The sequence below is a fragment of the Marinobacter alexandrii genome (genome assembly GCA_039984955.1).
In the GTDB taxonomy this organism is placed as follows: domain Bacteria; phylum Bacteroidota; class Bacteroidia; order Cytophagales; family Cyclobacteriaceae; genus Ekhidna.
Genome location: JBDWTN010000007.1, coordinates 1,967,184 through 1,983,818 on the forward strand (window position 1 = coordinate 1,967,184; position 16,635 = coordinate 1,983,818).

The 16,635-nt window shown below is 39.2% G+C and carries 16 protein-coding genes; 6 read left to right on the forward strand and 10 right to left on the reverse strand.

Annotated elements, in window-relative coordinates; translation table 11 throughout:
• Nucleotides 1-19 precede the first annotated feature (19 nt).
• Nucleotides 20-490: a BLUF domain-containing protein gene (locus tag ABJQ32_14950; GenBank protein MEP5290948.1), complete on the forward strand. Its 471-nt coding sequence runs from the start codon at nt 20-22 to the stop codon at nt 488-490.
• Nucleotides 491-521: 31 nt separating this feature from the next.
• Nucleotides 522-965: a DUF6265 family protein gene (locus ABJQ32_14955; protein ID MEP5290949.1), complete on the forward strand. Its 444-nt coding sequence runs from the start codon at nt 522-524 to the stop codon at nt 963-965.
• A 30-nt stretch (nt 966-995) separates the two neighbouring features.
• Here the strand turns inward: ABJQ32_14955 and ABJQ32_14960 are convergent, their stop codons facing one another.
• From ABJQ32_14960 to ABJQ32_15000, 9 genes are all read right to left on the reverse strand, one after another.
• Complete coding sequence (locus ABJQ32_14960; GenBank protein ID MEP5290950.1) at nt 996-4,241, reverse strand: PDZ domain-containing protein; 3,246 nt, start codon at nt 4,239-4,241, stop codon at nt 996-998.
• A 95-nt stretch (nt 4,242-4,336) separates the two neighbouring features.
• Nucleotides 4,337-4,840: a CoA-binding protein gene (locus ABJQ32_14965; protein ID MEP5290951.1), complete on the reverse strand. Its 504-nt coding sequence runs from the start codon at nt 4,838-4,840 to the stop codon at nt 4,337-4,339.
• The gene (locus tag ABJQ32_14970) at nt 4,837-6,132 is read right to left on the reverse strand and encodes an O-acetylhomoserine aminocarboxypropyltransferase/cysteine synthase family protein (GenBank protein MEP5290952.1); all 1,296 of its coding nucleotides are present in this window, start codon (nt 6,130-6,132) and stop codon (nt 4,837-4,839) included. Before ABJQ32_14970 ends, ABJQ32_14965 begins: the two co-directional genes overlap by 4 nt.
• 98 nt (nt 6,133-6,230) lie before the next feature.
• Complete coding sequence (locus ABJQ32_14975; protein ID MEP5290953.1) at nt 6,231-7,409, reverse strand: MFS transporter; 1,179 nt, start codon at nt 7,407-7,409, stop codon at nt 6,231-6,233.
• A 3-nt stretch (nt 7,410-7,412) separates the two neighbouring features.
• Nucleotides 7,413-8,423, reverse strand: a complete 1,011-nt coding sequence (locus ABJQ32_14980; GenBank protein MEP5290954.1) for a glycosyltransferase family 2 protein — start codon at nt 8,421-8,423, stop codon at nt 7,413-7,415.
• 1 nt (nt 8,424) lies between these two features.
• Entirely contained in the window at nt 8,425-9,129 is a 705-nt protein-coding gene (locus ABJQ32_14985; GenBank protein MEP5290955.1) for a glycosyltransferase family 2 protein, read from the reverse strand.
• 52 nt (nt 9,130-9,181) lie between these two features.
• A complete protein-coding gene (locus ABJQ32_14990; GenBank protein MEP5290956.1) occupies nt 9,182-9,526 on the reverse strand; it encodes a DUF4260 domain-containing protein in 345 nt (114 codons plus the stop codon).
• Between the two features lie 14 nt (nt 9,527-9,540).
• Nucleotides 9,541-10,806 (reverse strand): aminotransferase class V-fold PLP-dependent enzyme, encoded by a 1,266-nt coding sequence (locus ABJQ32_14995; protein MEP5290957.1) that lies wholly within the window; start codon nt 10,804-10,806, stop codon nt 9,541-9,543.
• 37 nt (nt 10,807-10,843) lie between these two features.
• Nucleotides 10,844-11,278 carry an SRPBCC family protein gene (locus ABJQ32_15000; GenBank protein ID MEP5290958.1) on the reverse strand — a complete coding sequence of 145 codons (435 nt, stop codon included), beginning with the start codon at nt 11,276-11,278 and terminating at the stop codon, nt 10,844-10,846.
• A 127-nt stretch (nt 11,279-11,405) separates the two neighbouring features.
• On the opposite strand from ABJQ32_15000, the gene ABJQ32_15005 reads away from it, so the two are divergent.
• On the forward strand, nt 11,406-12,167 hold the full coding sequence (locus tag ABJQ32_15005; GenBank protein ID MEP5290959.1) for a carboxypeptidase-like regulatory domain-containing protein: 762 nt from the start codon (nt 11,406-11,408) through the stop codon (nt 12,165-12,167).
• On the opposite strand, the gene ABJQ32_15010 is transcribed toward ABJQ32_15005, so the two are convergent.
• Entirely contained in the window at nt 12,164-13,234 is a 1,071-nt protein-coding gene (locus tag ABJQ32_15010; GenBank protein MEP5290960.1) for a DUF3089 domain-containing protein, read from the reverse strand. The two genes, ABJQ32_15005 and ABJQ32_15010, sit on opposite strands and share 4 nt — an antisense overlap.
• 64 nt (nt 13,235-13,298) lie before the next feature.
• On the opposite strand from ABJQ32_15010, the gene katG reads away from it, so the two are divergent.
• From katG to ABJQ32_15025, 3 genes are all read left to right on the forward strand, one after another.
• Nucleotides 13,299-15,500, forward strand: coding sequence for a catalase/peroxidase HPI (katG, locus tag ABJQ32_15015; protein MEP5290961.1), 2,202 nt, complete (start codon nt 13,299-13,301; stop codon nt 15,498-15,500).
• Nucleotides 15,501-15,567: 67 nt separating this feature from the next.
• Entirely contained in the window at nt 15,568-15,969 is a 402-nt protein-coding gene (locus ABJQ32_15020) for an ankyrin repeat domain-containing protein (GenBank protein MEP5290962.1), read from the forward strand.
• A 14-nt stretch (nt 15,970-15,983) separates the two neighbouring features.
• Nucleotides 15,984-16,499, forward strand: a complete 516-nt coding sequence (locus ABJQ32_15025) for a hypothetical protein (GenBank protein MEP5290963.1) — start codon at nt 15,984-15,986, stop codon at nt 16,497-16,499.
• Nucleotides 16,500-16,635 lie beyond the last annotated feature (136 nt).

A 16,635-nucleotide genomic window follows, 5' to 3' on the forward strand; every position in this document is an offset into this window, starting at 1 on the left:
TAACTATCATATTTCTTTTATGCTTTTTTATACCATTTATACCAGCACTCCTCGAGATCAAGTGACGCTTGAAACGCTAAAGGAGATTAAGATAGTCTCTCAAAAAAACAATCCGGAGAAAGACATTACAGGTATTCTATTGGGTATGGAAAACAAATACCTACAATACCTCGAAGGTCCAGAGGACAATGTAAATGAGCTTTTCAGCAAGATATGGAAAGATTCTCGTCATCAGCATGTTACCCAATGGATTAAAGGATATTCTGAAGAACGTGTGTTTGGAGATTGGTCCATGGGCTCATGGATGCTAACGAATGATGAACTTAAAAACATGCCCTCCCTTTCTGATCTCAAAAAATTTCTGGAAGACCCACTAAAGAATGAATTGAAATCCACAAAATTCATTGCCATGATGAATAGTCTTTTGAAAACATGGATTGCACATGAGCCAGAAAGGTTGAAGAAAATGAGGGGCGGATTGTCCAATTAGATTTTCTTCGTACGTCATGAAAGAAAAAAACATGAAAAAGCTTCTTCTTCTCTTCTTTGTTATAATAAACCTATCAGCTATTGGTCAGGAGTCTGCACCTTATGCTTGGCTTGCCGGAAGCTGGACCGGCAATGGTTTCGGGGGCACTTCTGAAGAAATGTGGTCCCCACCTTCTACAGATGGTACTATGATGGGTGTTTTCCGTCATCATAACGAAGATGGAAGTCTCAATTTTTACGAATTTATGGTCTTAGACTCAACCGGACTCAAGTTGAAACACTTCAATCCGGATATGATGGCATGGGAAACCAAAGAAGACTTTGTTCATTTTAAAGCCATTGAATTCACAAAAAATAAAATCGCTTTGAAAGGACTTGTTTTTGAGCGAAAATCAGATACGTCTATGGAAATTCGATTAGACCTCAAAGACGGGGATAAGCAATGGACAGAGGTATTTCAAATGACAAAAAAATAAAAAAGGCCCACTTTCCAGTGGGCCTTTTTATTATCTGTCCTCTTTGGCAGGAGAAGCAGGTTTCCCTTGATAGTTTTTTAACTGTTCATTGATATAATCGATTGCCCGTTGCAGTTGTGCATCATTCCCTTGTGCCAGTTGCCCCGGATTTTCTTTTACTTCAATGTCAGGATCTACTCCATGTCCTTCTTTGAACCATTCTCCATCTGGATCATACATTCTAAATGTAGGTACTGTCACAGTTCCACCATCTATCAATGCTGGCGCTCCTGATATTCCAATTAATCCACCCCACGTACGTGACCCAATAAGTGGGCCCAAACCTGCCTTTCTGAAATAATCTGGAAATGCATCTCCTCCGGATCCACTCCAGCCATTAATCAGCATCGCTTTTGGACCAAAATTTCCGTTTGGCGGCCATGACCAAGTTTCTCCATCCCTCACAGCCCAATAGGCTAATGGTTTTCTATTGAGCAGTTCAATGAATCGATCTGGAATCTGCCCGCCACTATTAAATCGCTCATCAATAATTAAAGCATCTTTATGCATCTGACCAGCAAATTGTCGAATCAATTCATTCTGACCATCGATCCCAGTACTTCTCACATAGATGTATCCCGCTCTACCATTTGTTGCATCTTCTACTTTTTTGCGATTGGTTTCAATCCACTCCAAGTGTCGCAAGCGTGCTTCACTTCTCATGGTTTTAACTAACACTTTCTTTGCATTGGACATTGAAGTTGTTCCATTCACTGTCAACTCAACTGTTTCACCAGCTAAGTCTTGAAAAGCTGCATAAGGGTCTTTTGCACCATCCACAAGCATTCCATTGACGGCTAGAATGTAATCTCCCTCTTGCACCTCCACTCCAGCTTCATCCAATGGAGATCTTACTTCTGCATCCCAGGATGCGCCACGTATGATTCTTCCTACTTGATAGTAGCCGTTGTTTTTCTTCCAATCAATTCCTAAGTAACCAACATTTACATTGCTGGCTCTTTCCTGATCTCCTCCACCACGATAGGTGTGAGAAGCATTCAACTCGCCAATCAATTCGCCCAAAACATAGTTTACATCCCACCTGGTTACGGATTGCTCTATGAGCTTTTCATACTGAGCTCCCACTGCATTCCAGTCGAGTCCGTGCATATCTTTATCATAGAAGTAATCGCGCTCAAGCCTCCATGCTTCACGGAATATTTGTTTCCATTCATTCATAGGGTCAACGGTCATTTTGACATTTGACAAGTCTACTGCTTTATCAATTTTTTGTCCTTCATCAATGGATACCACTCCAACTTTACCTCCACTGGAAACGACTATTTTTTCGCCATTGGCTGCTATTTCAAATCCATTGGCATTATCCATTATAGTCTTCACCTTTCGGTCTTCTATGTCGTAGAATTTTATTGCTGAACTCCTATCTGCGGAGCCAGAATTAGGGAACTGCATAAACACCACTTTTCCTGAGACTGCTTCTAGCGACCCATAATTGCCTGCATCTACAGCAAGAAGTATAATTCTACTTTCAAAACCATCAATATCTATCTTCACAGGTGGATCAGACTCTTTATTATCCCCTTTCTTCTTGTCTTTTTTCTTATCATCCTCTGCCTCTGTTTTTTCTTCCTTTTTGATCTCTACTTCATCATTTTTAGGTTTTAGCAAATGGTCTGTATCCCTAGTCAGAGGTACCGCTGCTAGCATAGTGCTATTTGGGTAAATGAAGGTATTGTCCAAATCAGAATAGACTGGACTTATATTTCTATTGGTCAAGAAGAATAGGTATTTATTATCCGGGGCGAATGTGGGCGCAAAATCATTATAAAACTCACTCGTAACCTGATAACCTTGCTTGGCTTTCGTGTCATATAAATGAATCGTATTGTTATAGTTCTTATTGTCTTTGGAGTATGCTACCCACTTACTATCGGATGACCAAGAAAAAGAAAAATTATTCAATGCACCATGAAACATGAACAGCCCCTCATCCATTTTAGTGGTCTGCTTTGATGTCAAATCGAAGTAATTGAATTCCATTGCCTGATTCACAAACGCTAGCTTCTTACTATCCGGTGACCAAAAAAGTTGGTACCTAAAGCCATCTGTATATTCAGTTAGCTTCTCTTTAGTTCCAGACTCGACATTGTGGATCATGAGCTGATATTCCCCTGTCTTATCACTCCAAAAGGCAATCTTTTTTCCATCAGGAGACCAACTTGGAGTTCGGTCATGCGCATCATCACTGCTGGTAAGGTTACGAGTAACTCCGTTTTCAGCAGGAACTGAAAACACATCTCCTCTGGCAGATATGATTAGGCGTTTTCCATCTGGAGATACATCATACCAGTTCATGCTATTCCTCGCATTTACCATCTTTTCTGCTAATGAAAGTTGGTCAGTGATTACATTAACACTGACTTCACGTGTTTCCTGACTGGATAACTCCATCAGGTAAAGCTTCCCTTCATTTTCATACACAATATCACTAGGGCCTAAAGACGGATAGTGAATATCAAAATTCTCATAATTAGTAATCTGAGAATTTGTGCCAGAAGCCAAGTCGTATGCCCACAGATTGTATCTGCTGTTTGGGCCGCTATCTGAAGAATAAAATATTTTTCCATCTCCCCACATCGGGAATTCGTCACTGGAGGCATTATTGGTAATGTTAGTAGACGTATTCGTTGCTAAATCATAGGTCCAAATATCTGGTGCCCATCCTCCTTTATATCGTTTCCAGGTTCTGTTTACCCTTGATTTAAAATTGAATGCAACCTTAGTGCCCTCTGGAGAATACGAACCCAAGCTACCATACGGCATAGCTAGCTTTTGAGGCAGTCCGCCATTGATATTAACTTCAAAAAATTGGGAAAACCGCTGGCGACCACTTTCTCGTGATGAGGCAAACAAGATTTTTGTCCCATCAGGGTGCCAATCCAATACCTGGTCGTATCCACCATGGGTGGTTAATCTTTTCGGTACGCCTCCCTTAGTAGGGATCACGTAAACATCCCAGTTTCCATCGTAATTAGCCGTAAAAGCTATTTGACTTCCGTCTGGAGAAAATTTAGGAGATTTTTCCTCCCCTGCAGGGGAGCTAAGTTTATTTGCAGTACCTCCTTCTTTAGGTACCAGCCATATATCCCCTGCATAAACAAAAGTTATGCTATTTTGAGATACATCTGGCTCACGAAGCATTCTGGCGCTGATTTGAGCACTAAGCTCACTACCAAAAAAACATAGCAATAGTGTGATAATTAGGATTTTCTTCATAGTGTATTAAGTTGGTTATCGATACAGATACTCCTACGAGGAAAAAGGTTACATGTTCAAGGCGACTATCTTTGGTGCGTTAAGAACTACAGAATCTAAAAGAATCTCGCTGCTTTTTTGGCTGTAATGATCTCTGTATTCATCCCTACCCAATGAAGATTACCATTGTATCGGCCATGTTCCATCTTGATGCAACGATCCATAATCACTTGCAGTCCATTCTTAATTGCCAATTCTCCAGCATCTCTGTTGGCGATAGTCAGTTGCATCCAAACTGCTTTCGCGCCTACTTCGATAGCCTCTTCGACTATCCCATAACAGTCTTGTGGCTTTCTAAAAATATCAACGATATCAATTTTCTCTGGAACACTTTTCAAATCAGGATAACACTTCTCTCCTAGAATTTCTTGCTTCATAGGATTGACCGGAATGATATTATATCCTTCCGACTTGAGATATGACCCTACAAAATTACTTGCTCTCTCAGGTTTATCTGATAGCCCTACTATCGCAATATTCTTTGAAAAATGAAGCAATTGACGAATTACTCCAGGGTTTTGATATTTCTGACGCTCTTCCTCATTGAGGTTGGTGTTCATTGAGATATCGCATGAAAGGCTTGTTCCAAGTCCCATATTAAATCTTCTGTTGTTTCTAATCCTACTGATAATCTGATAAGTCCAGGTGAGATACCTGCCTGATTTAACTCTGTCTCCGTGAGTTGCTGGTGTGTGGTGGATGCAGGATGTAAAATCATACTTTTTGCATCTCCCAAGTTTGCTACATGGCTGAAGAGCTCTACTTCTTCCAATAATCTTTTCCCTGTTTCTCTTTCATTGGAACCTTTCGCTGATTTGATTCCAAATGAGAAAACAGATCCAGGTCCTTTGGGTAGATACTTTTTAGCCAAATCATAATGATGATGACTCTCCAAGCCAGAAAAATTGACCCATTCGACTTGCGGATGTTCTTCAAGAAATTTTGCTACTTCAATTGCATTTTTCACATGACGATCCATGCGCACGGATAATGTTTCCAAACCGCTGACCAACTGGAATGCCTCATGAGGTGACATGGAAGCCCCAACATCTCTCAGTGTTTCAACTCTCGCTTTCATCAAAAAACCATAGTGCCCAAAAGTCTCATAAAACTTGAGCCCATGGTACGGTACTGATGGCTCTGCAATCGTTGGGTAATTACTGTAATCGAATGCTCCTGAATCTACGATAACCCCGGCTATTCCCGTGCCGTGCCCGTTGATGAATTTAGTTGCGGAGTGTACAACGATATCTGCTCCATGTTCAAGTGGTCTGCAGAGGTAAGGTGAAGCCAGCGTATTGTCAACGATGAATGGAATTCCATTTGCTTTCGCCAGTTTGCTTATCCCTTCAAAATCGAGAATTGTCCCTTGAGGGTTTCCGATTGTTTCACCATACAAAGCCTTGGTTTTGCTAGTTATTTTTTCTTCCCACAGGGTAAGATCGGAAGGGTCAACAAAGTGAACCTTAACAGAGAGTTTTTTTAATGTATGCTCAAATTGGGTATAAGTACCTCCATATAAATGTGAGGATGCAACCACCTCATCGCCAGGTTGAAGTAGCGTCATAAGCGTAACAAACTGTGCCGCCATGCCACTTGCCACTCCTATCGCTCCTGTTCCCCCTTCCAGGCTAGCCATTCTTTCCTCAAATACTGCAACGGTCGGATTCATTAATCGCGAATAAATGTTACCGTACTGCTTCAACTCAAAAAGTGCTGCAGCTTTGTCAGGGCTATCAAAAACGAACCCCGCAGTAGAGTATATCGGTACAGCTCGAGAACCGGTATGAGGATCAGGAATGTGTCCCGCGTGTAACATTCTGGTTTCAAAACCAAATTTCTTCTGACTCATTAATTATGATTTAGATCTCAAATAAACTGTGACTATCTAGATTAAGTTGCTTTTCTATTCACTTTATTATTAAGTATCAGTTACAGCTGACAAATGGTCTATTTTTTATCTGCGGCTTTATCTTCTCTGCTAAGGGCGTATAATCCCAAAGCAGGCCCCAGTGCCAAAATTATCCACACATACTCAAAAGGAACATACTTCAATAGAATACTAACCAGCTGGATACTTAAAATCGTAATGGTAAATCCTATACTATTGGTAATTGTCAGTGCTGTTCCTCGTATTTCTGGATTAACATGATAAGCGACTAACGCGGAGAGCAAAGGAGAATCTACTATCACAGTACATCCCCAAAAGATCAAAAAGCCGAGGAATAGGTAAATAGGAGCATGAAACATGAATGGAAAAAGCAAGCAACAAAGACCAGAAGATATCAGCGCAATAACGATCACTCTTTTCTCACCAAATCTGATACTCAAAAGCCCTCCAATAATACATGCCAGGCTTCCAATAGCTATAATTAAAAAAGCCCAAATTGAAACATTAAACTCTATTTGTTGAGCTGTAGCATATGATAGAAGCATCATTGGGACAAAAGCCCAAAACGTGTACAGCTCCCACATGTGACCAAAATAGCTAAGAGTAGCTGCTTTGAAATTTGAATTCTTAAAGGCCTTAAAAATGCTCCTGAAATCTCCTTTCTTTCCTGGTCTTCTGTAGGGTCCAGGTTTTACAAAGAGGAAAATTAGACTACCTCCAACAAGAGTAAGAAAAGAAGTAGCATAGAATACTGATTTCCAAGAGAAAGAAGAAAGGAATTCATTAATCAGATGAGGAAAAGCTGTCCCTAAAACTAACGCTCCTACTAACAGGCTTAAAGCTTTGCCAAGCCCTCTGGCAAAATAATCCGAAGCGATCTTCATACCAACAGGGTAAATCCCCGCCAGAAAAAATCCGGTAAAGAACCGAAATCCCAAAAGCATCGAAAAGCTGATCCCATCAATAACGATCAACATATTAAATACAGACCCGAGAAGAGCACTTATAAAAAACACCAACGAAGGATTATAGCGATCTGAAATTGTCCAAAATGAATAAGACAGTGTACCAACAATAAATCCAAACTGCACGGAAGAAATGATGTAACCAATGTCAGCGTCTTCCAGCCCACACGACTTCATTAGGTCGGGCATCACAGCATTTCCTGCAAACCAAAGAGTCGTACACAAAAATTGAGAAAGAACAATGATGGGTAATATCCAGGCTTGTTTCTTCATTTTTTACGCAAAAAACCAGTAGTCCTCGACAGGCTTTTTCTCCCAGTCTTTCAATTGATTTTGAATATCTTTTTTATCGTCAGGAGAGGCAACTACAATGAGAATCTGTGGATCTCTAATAGAAGAAATATCTTCAAAGTGTTGCATGATAATACCATAAACATCTTTTCCTATCTTTCTTTGATTGTCACAAACCCAATGAAACTCATCTTCCTCTTCCAGAAGAAGCTTTGCTAAGTCTTTTCCATTTCTACCTGCTCCCCAAAGTACAAGCGGACGATCTTTGTTTCGGTCAATCTGATAAAAGTACTTCACCTTCATCTCAAAATACCTGTTGTCTTTATACTCTTCCCAAGTCCTTGAAATTCTATTTGAGCGATCTCTCCAATAATGTAGGATTTTGTCAATTCCATGAACTTTAAGGTCATTCTTATAAAACCTAAAGCATAGATCATAATCTTCCGGGTATACCTCAGGATTAAATCCATCTACCAATTCAAAATCATCTTTGTGGATAATCCAGCAATGTGAAGGAATCACGCACTCTCTATAAATCTCCTGATAGTGCTTTTCATTTTTTGCAACATCATTGAGCCACTCCTCATATCTGCGAAAGCCTCCACCTACTTCTCCTTCATCTACAAAATGTTCTGTTCCTCCAGCTATGATGTGACCCATGCCATATTTCTGCCATTCTCTCACTAAGACCTCCAGTTTATCATGAGGCATTTTATCATCCGAATCCATTCGATTAATAAGTTCTCCTTTGACATGCGAGTAGCCTTCTTTCAGCGTGGGAATGAGTTTGTGTCGTTGACTATGAAAAACTCGAATTCGTGCGTCTTTTTCTGCGTATGCTTTAAGGATTTCCGGGGTTTGATCAGAAGAGTGATCGTTGATAGCAATGAGCTCCCAGTTTTTATATGTCTGTGTCAAAATAGAGTCCAGGCAGGTTGGTAAATACGGAGCTGTATCTTTTACTGCCATAATGATAGAAACAAGGGGCTGCTTCATTTTAATTAGTTAGATTTTTGCTCCAATACTTTTCTGCATACTTAGAAACCGGAAGGCCTAAATTAAAGCGAAAGAACATATTGATATCAAACCAGGTAACACGGAAGAAACCATATTCTGTAAATCTCCTCGAAGACGTTTTTATTGGTTCTTTGATTAAGGCTAACCGCCCTTTTCGCTTTAAAGCTCTACACAAATACGCTGCTTCCATTAAAGGTTCTTTTGGTATTCCTCCAATACTTTTCAATGCTTCCTTTCTTGCAAAAATGGCTTGATCTCCATAGTAAGTCTTCGTTATTCGATAACGCACGCCATTAATCAAGGTCAAAATCATCAATTTTAAATCGGGGTTTAAAAAGGAAAACTCAAATGCTCCCGCGATCACATTTTTCTTAGAAAGCATTTTTCGAATCAGTAAGTCAAAATCTTTGGGAAGAATGGTATCAGCATCTAAAAAAACAACAATATCTCCTGAACTCTCCGATAGTCCAAAATCCAAGCTCATGAATTTTTTTAAGGCAAATTCTGGTTTGGAAAAACTCAGAATCCCTAGTTCATTGACAATATCTAATGTGCCATCTGAGCTACCAGCATCAACTACAATGATTTCCAAAATTTCCCGCTCAAAAGCATTATCCAACGTCTGCTGGATTGTGGATTTTATGAATCCTTCCTCGTTCAATGTTGGGATAACAATGGAGATCATTTAAGCCTGTTTTTAGAATAGTGCTCTTCTAGTCATTCGACTTTCCTATAACTCACAGGTTTCCTAAATGTGTATGCTTAAAATTATCATCAAACTTTAAACCATATCCGAGAATTCGATCTATACTCGCATGTCCAAACAATATGATGCCCGCTAACTGCATCTCTGGAAGCTGCCACCAGAAACCGGCAAATCCTATCAAAATAGCAATCCCTTTGTGATGAAAAAGATTGTAGGCAGTTGCCCCAACCTTGGTATTGACTGAATAGCCAAGCATGCCAATATCTGGTGTCAAAATGAACACCAAATAAACCCACCAAGCGTAATCCAGAAGGCTAAATAGATACATTGATAACAGGAACATTGCCAATTCCTCTACCTTAATAAGATTCTTCATAAAGTAAGTCCTGTTTATGCTATTGACTTAATCCCATCTAGAAGTATGTCTAGTTCTTCAGTAAGGTTGTACAAACTAGGAGTTACCCGTACAACTTCCAGATCTTCCAAATCACGAATGACTGTAAAAATTTTTGACCCCTCATAAAGTTTCGAAATGACTTCTTTCGTCTCCATTCCTTCGATCCTAAAACTTGCTATTGCACAGCTCCTATTGGGATCTGTGGGCGTGGTAATAACTACATTCGGAATTCCCTTTGCTTCAGATGTCCAATAGTTTTGGAGATGTCTGAGTCGTTTTTCTTTGACTTGCAGCGTTACTGTTTCATTAAAAGACTGAGCTTCTGGTATGGTAAGTATGGTAGGCACAGATAAAGTACCGAAATGACCTAGCTTTTTAATGCTGTTTTCGTCTTTGGATTTATCTCCATACATCGGTTTTAAGTCTTTGATTCTTTCTTTTTTAACATAGAGCAAGCCTGCTCCAAGAGGGTTCCCAAACCACTTGTGAAGATTCACTCCGACAAAATCAGCACCCAAGTCTTTTAAACTGAAATCTAGCTGAGCAAAGCTGTGAGCAGCATCAACAATAACATCAATTCCTTTTGGTCTAAATGCATCTGCGATTTTCTTTACCGGCATGATCTGGCCTGTCAGGTGAATCATGTGTGTCAATAGAATACATTTTGTACGAGTAGTTACAGCCTCTTGATAAGAACTGATAATCTCAGAATCGTTGGAAGGCAGTATAGGAATCTGAATTCGTTTTATTCTTATCTCCTTTTGTTTTTCAAGCATTTCGAAAGTCTCGATCATGCTGTAATAGTCTTGATCTGAGAGAATGACTTCATCTCCCTTTTCCCAGTTTAAGCCTTGAATTGCAATGTTCAATGCCTCCGTAGCATTTCTTGTAATCAATGCTTCATCTGGTTCAATGCCCGCGAAATCAGACAAGCTTGAAACAATACCACGAAAATCCTTTCCATATTGGGTCCTCAGATATCTGGATGAGTTAATGTTTAGTTTCTCTACATTTTTTAAATAAGCATCAAAAACAGGTATTGGTTGCACACCAAAATATCCATTTTCGAGATTGACAAAATCTTTTGGGACGTCATAAAATTCTTTTCTAAACTTCTTCCAGAATTTTTCATCCGTGGTTTTATCAGAATTAAATTCATCTCCGTAAACGGAAATATTAGGGGAAGTAGCTTTTACTCCTATGAAAGGAAGGCTAGCAACACCAAATCCTAGCCCTTTTAATAGTTGTCGACGGTCCATAGCTGTATCTTAAATGAATAACCATCTAAAGATAAGCCTACTTCCCAAATAGCTCTTCAAGTACCTTTACCCTGTATTCAAAAATACCTCTGAGCTGCTTTTTAATTAGAAGTGATTGCGCAATGTGTCCTAAAAAACCAAATGGAATTTTATACGATACTTTATCAATCATAAAAACTCCTTTCTCATTTTCTTCAAAATGATGTTCATGATGCCACATACTGTAGGGCCCAAACCTCTGTTCATCCACAAAAAACTTATCCTCAACCACATGTGTGATTTCAGTTACCCAATTGGTTTTAATTCCGGGTAATGGAGATACTATATAGCTTATTATTTGCCCAGGATACATCTTATCCGGTACTTCCGATGTAATCTTGAAGCCCATGTGAGAAGGAGTAATTTTTGCGAGGTTTTTCGGCGATGAAAAAAATTCCCATGCCTCAGCCAACCCCATAGGCAATTGTTGCATTACCCTTAATGTATAAATACCTGAATGTCTTGAAAACTCTACCATACCGATAAAACTTGATTTCTATAGAAATGTTAAATAATACTAATTCAAACATTCGTGTTTATTTAAAAAGGATATTTGAGTAGTGAAAGTTGTTATCTACATATCGCTTCTATGTAGCTGTTTGCTATCATTCTCACAGCGGAATTACGCATATGGAGTTGTTCGTGATAGTATTTCTAACGATGTATTAATCGGAGCTCACATCAGGAATATTGATGCAGGTAGCCTTACTTCTACCAACGAATACGGAAAATTCAAAATGCCTGTCAAAGTTGGTGACACACTTGTGTTTTCTAGCGTCGGATATCAAACACTGGCCTGGATTGCTGATTCAAGCTGGTTCGAATTGGACCAAGTCGAGTTCTTGCTTCCCTTAAAAACCATTTACCTTGATGAAGTGGTTGTCGGAGATTTTCCAGAGTATGATCGATTCAAAGAGCTAATTATTGAAGCGCAACCTGAAGACACTACTCTTAGGATTTTTGGCGTTCCTCAAGTAGTCATGGATCCTTATCCACAGCTCGAAAAGAGTGAGTACCTAAATCCCATCTATGCATTCTTTCATCCCATATCTGCTATTCATCACTCTGTGAGTAAGAAAGAAAAAGAGAAGAGGAAAATGCAACACATTCGGAAAACTAAGTTTATTACTGAAAAAGCACGACTAAATTTCACTCGAGAATGGGTAAGTGAAAACACAAAACTAGAAGGAGATAAGTTGACTAGTTTCATTGCCTACTGTAATTTTTCAGATGCTTACCTAGCAACCTCATCTCAGTTTGCTATCTATGAGTTAATGATGGACTTACTCCCAAAGTTTTTGGAAGAGTATGAGGACAGTTAATCTTTTTGACTTTCTATGTAAGCATCTACTCTTTGCTCCACATTTTCTCTAATATTCATGTAAAAGAGATTATAATCCACCACATGATAACGATCCCAGTTCAGTAAAATATTTCCAAAGAAACGTGGTTTGTTAATCCATAACATTCCATCCACGTTTTGAGCATCTGCTAATCCCGGTCTAATTTTTTTAAAGTTCTTAAGCACTCCTCCTCTATTCGCTCCCCACGAAATGCGAGAAGTATCGGTTTTCCAGGAGAGGGGGTTCACATTCAATGCATCATAGTATAAAAAGTTATGGTTTGGCGGATAATAATCTTGAATGTAGGTGTTCCAAGTAAGCCAGCATCCAATCTCTGATGGTTCGTCACATATAGGAATATCTGAAAAAGTTCCTTTGCTTAATGGCATACCTACTATGTAAGCAGCAACTAGCTTATTCATCAAGGGTCTATTTTCAAAAAATTCTCTCAATAAGTTAACAGCATGAGTAGTCCCCTGACTATGCGAAGCAATGATTATTGGGCGATCTTGATTCCAATTTTCAAGGTAGTATTCAAATGCTCTTTTTACATCCATATAAGCATACTCTAAGGCTTCTACCTTGAGTGGAAGGTTATCTATATAATACACTCCGATATGGGCTTGCCTGTACAGTGGTGCATAAACTTTTGCCGCTGAGTTGAATACTGTGGCTTGATTCTTAATAGTAGATTTTGCAATCTTTTCATTCAGGTTTTCATCATCCACGTCAGCAAACCATGGGTGATCAGGGTTTTGCTTTTTAGTATAAATCGTGGGGTAAATAAAGAAAACATCCACATCAGCAGAGTCTTGATATTCCGCCAATTCTCCTTTACCCGGAACCAAATCTGCCATATCCTTAATATTTGGATGAGCAATCCAATAATTCATTTGGGCATAGTCTGGAGCTTTTGGTACCATTTCCAAATCATCCCTTGTGTACTTGGTCTTAAATTTTTTTTGCGATTGTGATAATCCAATAAAACAGGTAAATACCAAAATAATACCTAAGACTGGCTTTGTATAAGCTGAACTTATGACCATATAAAATTTATAAATTATCTTAATACTAGATTTACGTAAGTAAAGTATTAAACCCGTAGAAATTATGACTAATCATTCATCCAATAATAATGGTGACGCTAGCCAATGTCCTTTTTTAAGTGGTACACAAAATACTGCCGGTGGTGGTGGTGTTAAAAACCGAGACTGGTGGCCAAACGAATTAAAACTCAACATCCTTAGACAGCACGCTACAAAATCAAATCCAATGGGTGAAGATTTTGATTATGCCAAAGCATTTAGCAGTGTGAATTTCTCAGAGCTGAAACAAGATGTCCTTGACTTAATGACAAATTCTCAGGATTGGTGGCCAGCCGATTATGGTCATTATGGTGGTTTTATGATCAGAATGGCATGGCATAGTGCAGGTACATATCGAGTAGGAGATGGACGTGGCGGTGCTGGCACTGGAAACCAACGATTTGCACCAATAAACAGTTGGCCTGACAATGGAAATTTGGATAAAGCAAGATTACTGCTATGGCCAATTAAAAAGAAATATGGTAATAAGGTCTCTTGGGCAGACCTTATGATCCTAGCTGGAAACTGTGCGTTAGAATCGATGGGATTCCCAACATTTGGTTTTGCAGGAGGCCGAGAAGATATATGGGAGCCAGAGCAAGATGTGTACTGGGGAAGCGAAACAGAATGGGGCGCAAATGAAGATAGATATGCAGCGGGTGATCTGGAAGATCCCTTAGCAGCAGTAATGATGGGATGGATCTATGTAAATCCAGAGGGTCCTAATGGAAACCCTGATCCGATGGGTTCTGCCAAAGACGTAAGAGAGACTTTTGGTAGAATGGCAATGAATGATGAAGAAACAGTAGCACTTGTTGCAGGAGGTCACACGTTTGGTAAAGCACATGGAGCCGCTGATCCTGGCCAATATGTAGGTGCAGAACCTCATGGTGCATCTATTGAGCAAATGAGTACTGGCTGGAAAAATACATATAAAAGTGGCGTTTTAGAAGATACAATTACCAGCGGTATTGAAGGTGCCTGGACACCAAATCCAACTCAGTGGGATGCCGATTATTTTGATGTATTGTTAAATTATGATTGGGAACTGACGAAAAGTCCGGCTGGTGCGCATCAGTGGACGCCAACTGCTGAATCAAAAGCTAAAATGGCACCAATGCCGAATGATTCAAACGGGACGCAGGCTTTAATGATGACTACTGCAGATATTGCTTTGAAAACAGATCATGCATACCTGGAAATCTCAAAGAAATTTCATGAAGACCACAAAGCCTTTGAAGATGCATTTGCAAGAGCCTGGTTTAAATTGACGCACAGAGACATGGGTCCTATTGATCGCTATTTGGGTCCTGAGGTACCTGGCGAAGAACTTATCTGGCAAGATCCTATTCCTAAAGTTGATTACACCTTGAGCAATAGTGATATAGAGTCTTTGAAGAAAATGATTTTAGCTTCTGGACTGACCATATCAGAAATAGTCAAAACAGCATGGGCTTCAGCTTCTACCTATAGAGATTCTGATAAGAGAGGAGGTGCTAACGGTGCTAGAATTAGGTTAGAACCACAACGAAGTTGGAAAGTAAATAATCCTGAAGAATTAGATAAAGTACTCAACGTGCTAGAAGGAATTCAAAAGGAATTCAAAGGAGAAATCTCCATGGCAGACTTAATTGTCTTAGCTGGAAATGCAGGAGTAGAAGAAGCTGCAAGAAATGCAGGTCATAATACAAATGTCCCATTTAGTTCAGGCAGAGGAGATGCTACTCAAGAACAGACAGATATCGAGCAATTCAATTATTTAAAACCAGTCGGTGATGGTTTCAGAAACTATCAAAATGCGAATCTGGATATAGCTGCAGAGGATCTATTAGTAGATAAGGCTAATTTATTGTCGCTTTCTATTCCAGAGATGGCTGTATTAGTTGGAGGTATGAGGGTACTAGGTGCAAACTTTGACAACTCTAACCATGGTGTCTTTACTGATAATGCAGGTCATTTAACTAATGATTTCTTCAAAAATTTAATAGATATGACTTTCACATGGAGTGCTACTTCTGAAGATGATAAATTCTTTGAAGGCAAAGACAGAAAGACCGGATCTGTTGTTTTTACAGGAACCAGAGCCGACCTAATTTTTGGTTCTAACACTGAGCTAAGAGCAATTGCAGAGGTGTATGCAACTGAGGATGCTGAAGAAAAATTTGTGAACGATTTTGTTACAGCATGGACCAAAGTGATGAACCTTGACAGGTACGACCTTACTTAACACTAAAACTCAGATACTCACTCTATAAGGGTGAGTATCTTTTCTTTATTACAAATACTATTTATTTATGTCTATGGAACTCGTAAACTTGATTCGTACAGGGGAAATCAACTCAATCAAGGAAATAATTAAGTCTAATCCAGCACTTGTGAATGCATGTGATCAAAGAGGCTTTACCCCCCTGATTTTGGCAACTTACATGGGACAGAAAGAAATTGCAAAACTGCTTATAGAAAATGGAGCAGAAATAGATGCACAAGATGCAGTAGGAAACACAGCGTTGATGGGTGTTTGCTTCAAAGGCTCACCTGAACTAGCTGAAATTCTCATTACAAAAGGAGCAAATATTGACATTGCCAACAATGAAGGGGAGACCGCACTTTCATTTGCCCAGAACTATGGACAGAATGCAATCGAACAATTACTCATTGCTGCTGATGCCAATCAAACACTTGAAGAAAATAGCTAATCAATCTAAAAAAAATGCTTCATTACATTCACATTCAAGGGAAGGAAGCACCCCAATTTAGTTTTAGAAATAAGACAGCACAAAACTTTAAGTCACTCATTCAATCAATGACTGATGGGTCTTCTTTAGTTATTTCCTCTCTTTACAGGACAGACGTTTTTTACACTGCCAATCAAGATCATTCAGAACAAATTCTCAAACTTTGGGCTCTTCAAGAAGACGCTTTTGACTCAACGAAACTCACGATAGTGAGTGGAAGAGATAATGCTTTAGAGCTATTCTTTACTTCGCTTGTTTCTTTCAGCTCTGCAAATAAATGGTATCAAGCCCACCTTAAAGAGTTTCGCCATGCTTGCTCAATGGATCAAAACAACCCGATATTAAAAGATTTGAAGCTTTGTGAGCAATACCTACAAAAGTCTCATCAAACAATTTCACGGCCTATCTCAGGATCTCAATCGGGAGATTTGTTACCTAGCAAAGAAGTCTTCGAAGATCTGTTACAACACATAAACGACTTTCTGAATTGATTCATACATTTTCTGCCTGAACGTATCATTCATGGTATTTTTCGTTGACCCTCTTTTTTTTGATCAAGCCATTTTTACTGTTTGTAGAATATTTGAGAGTGATCATCTATTCTCTGATTTCCCTATTAATTATTTA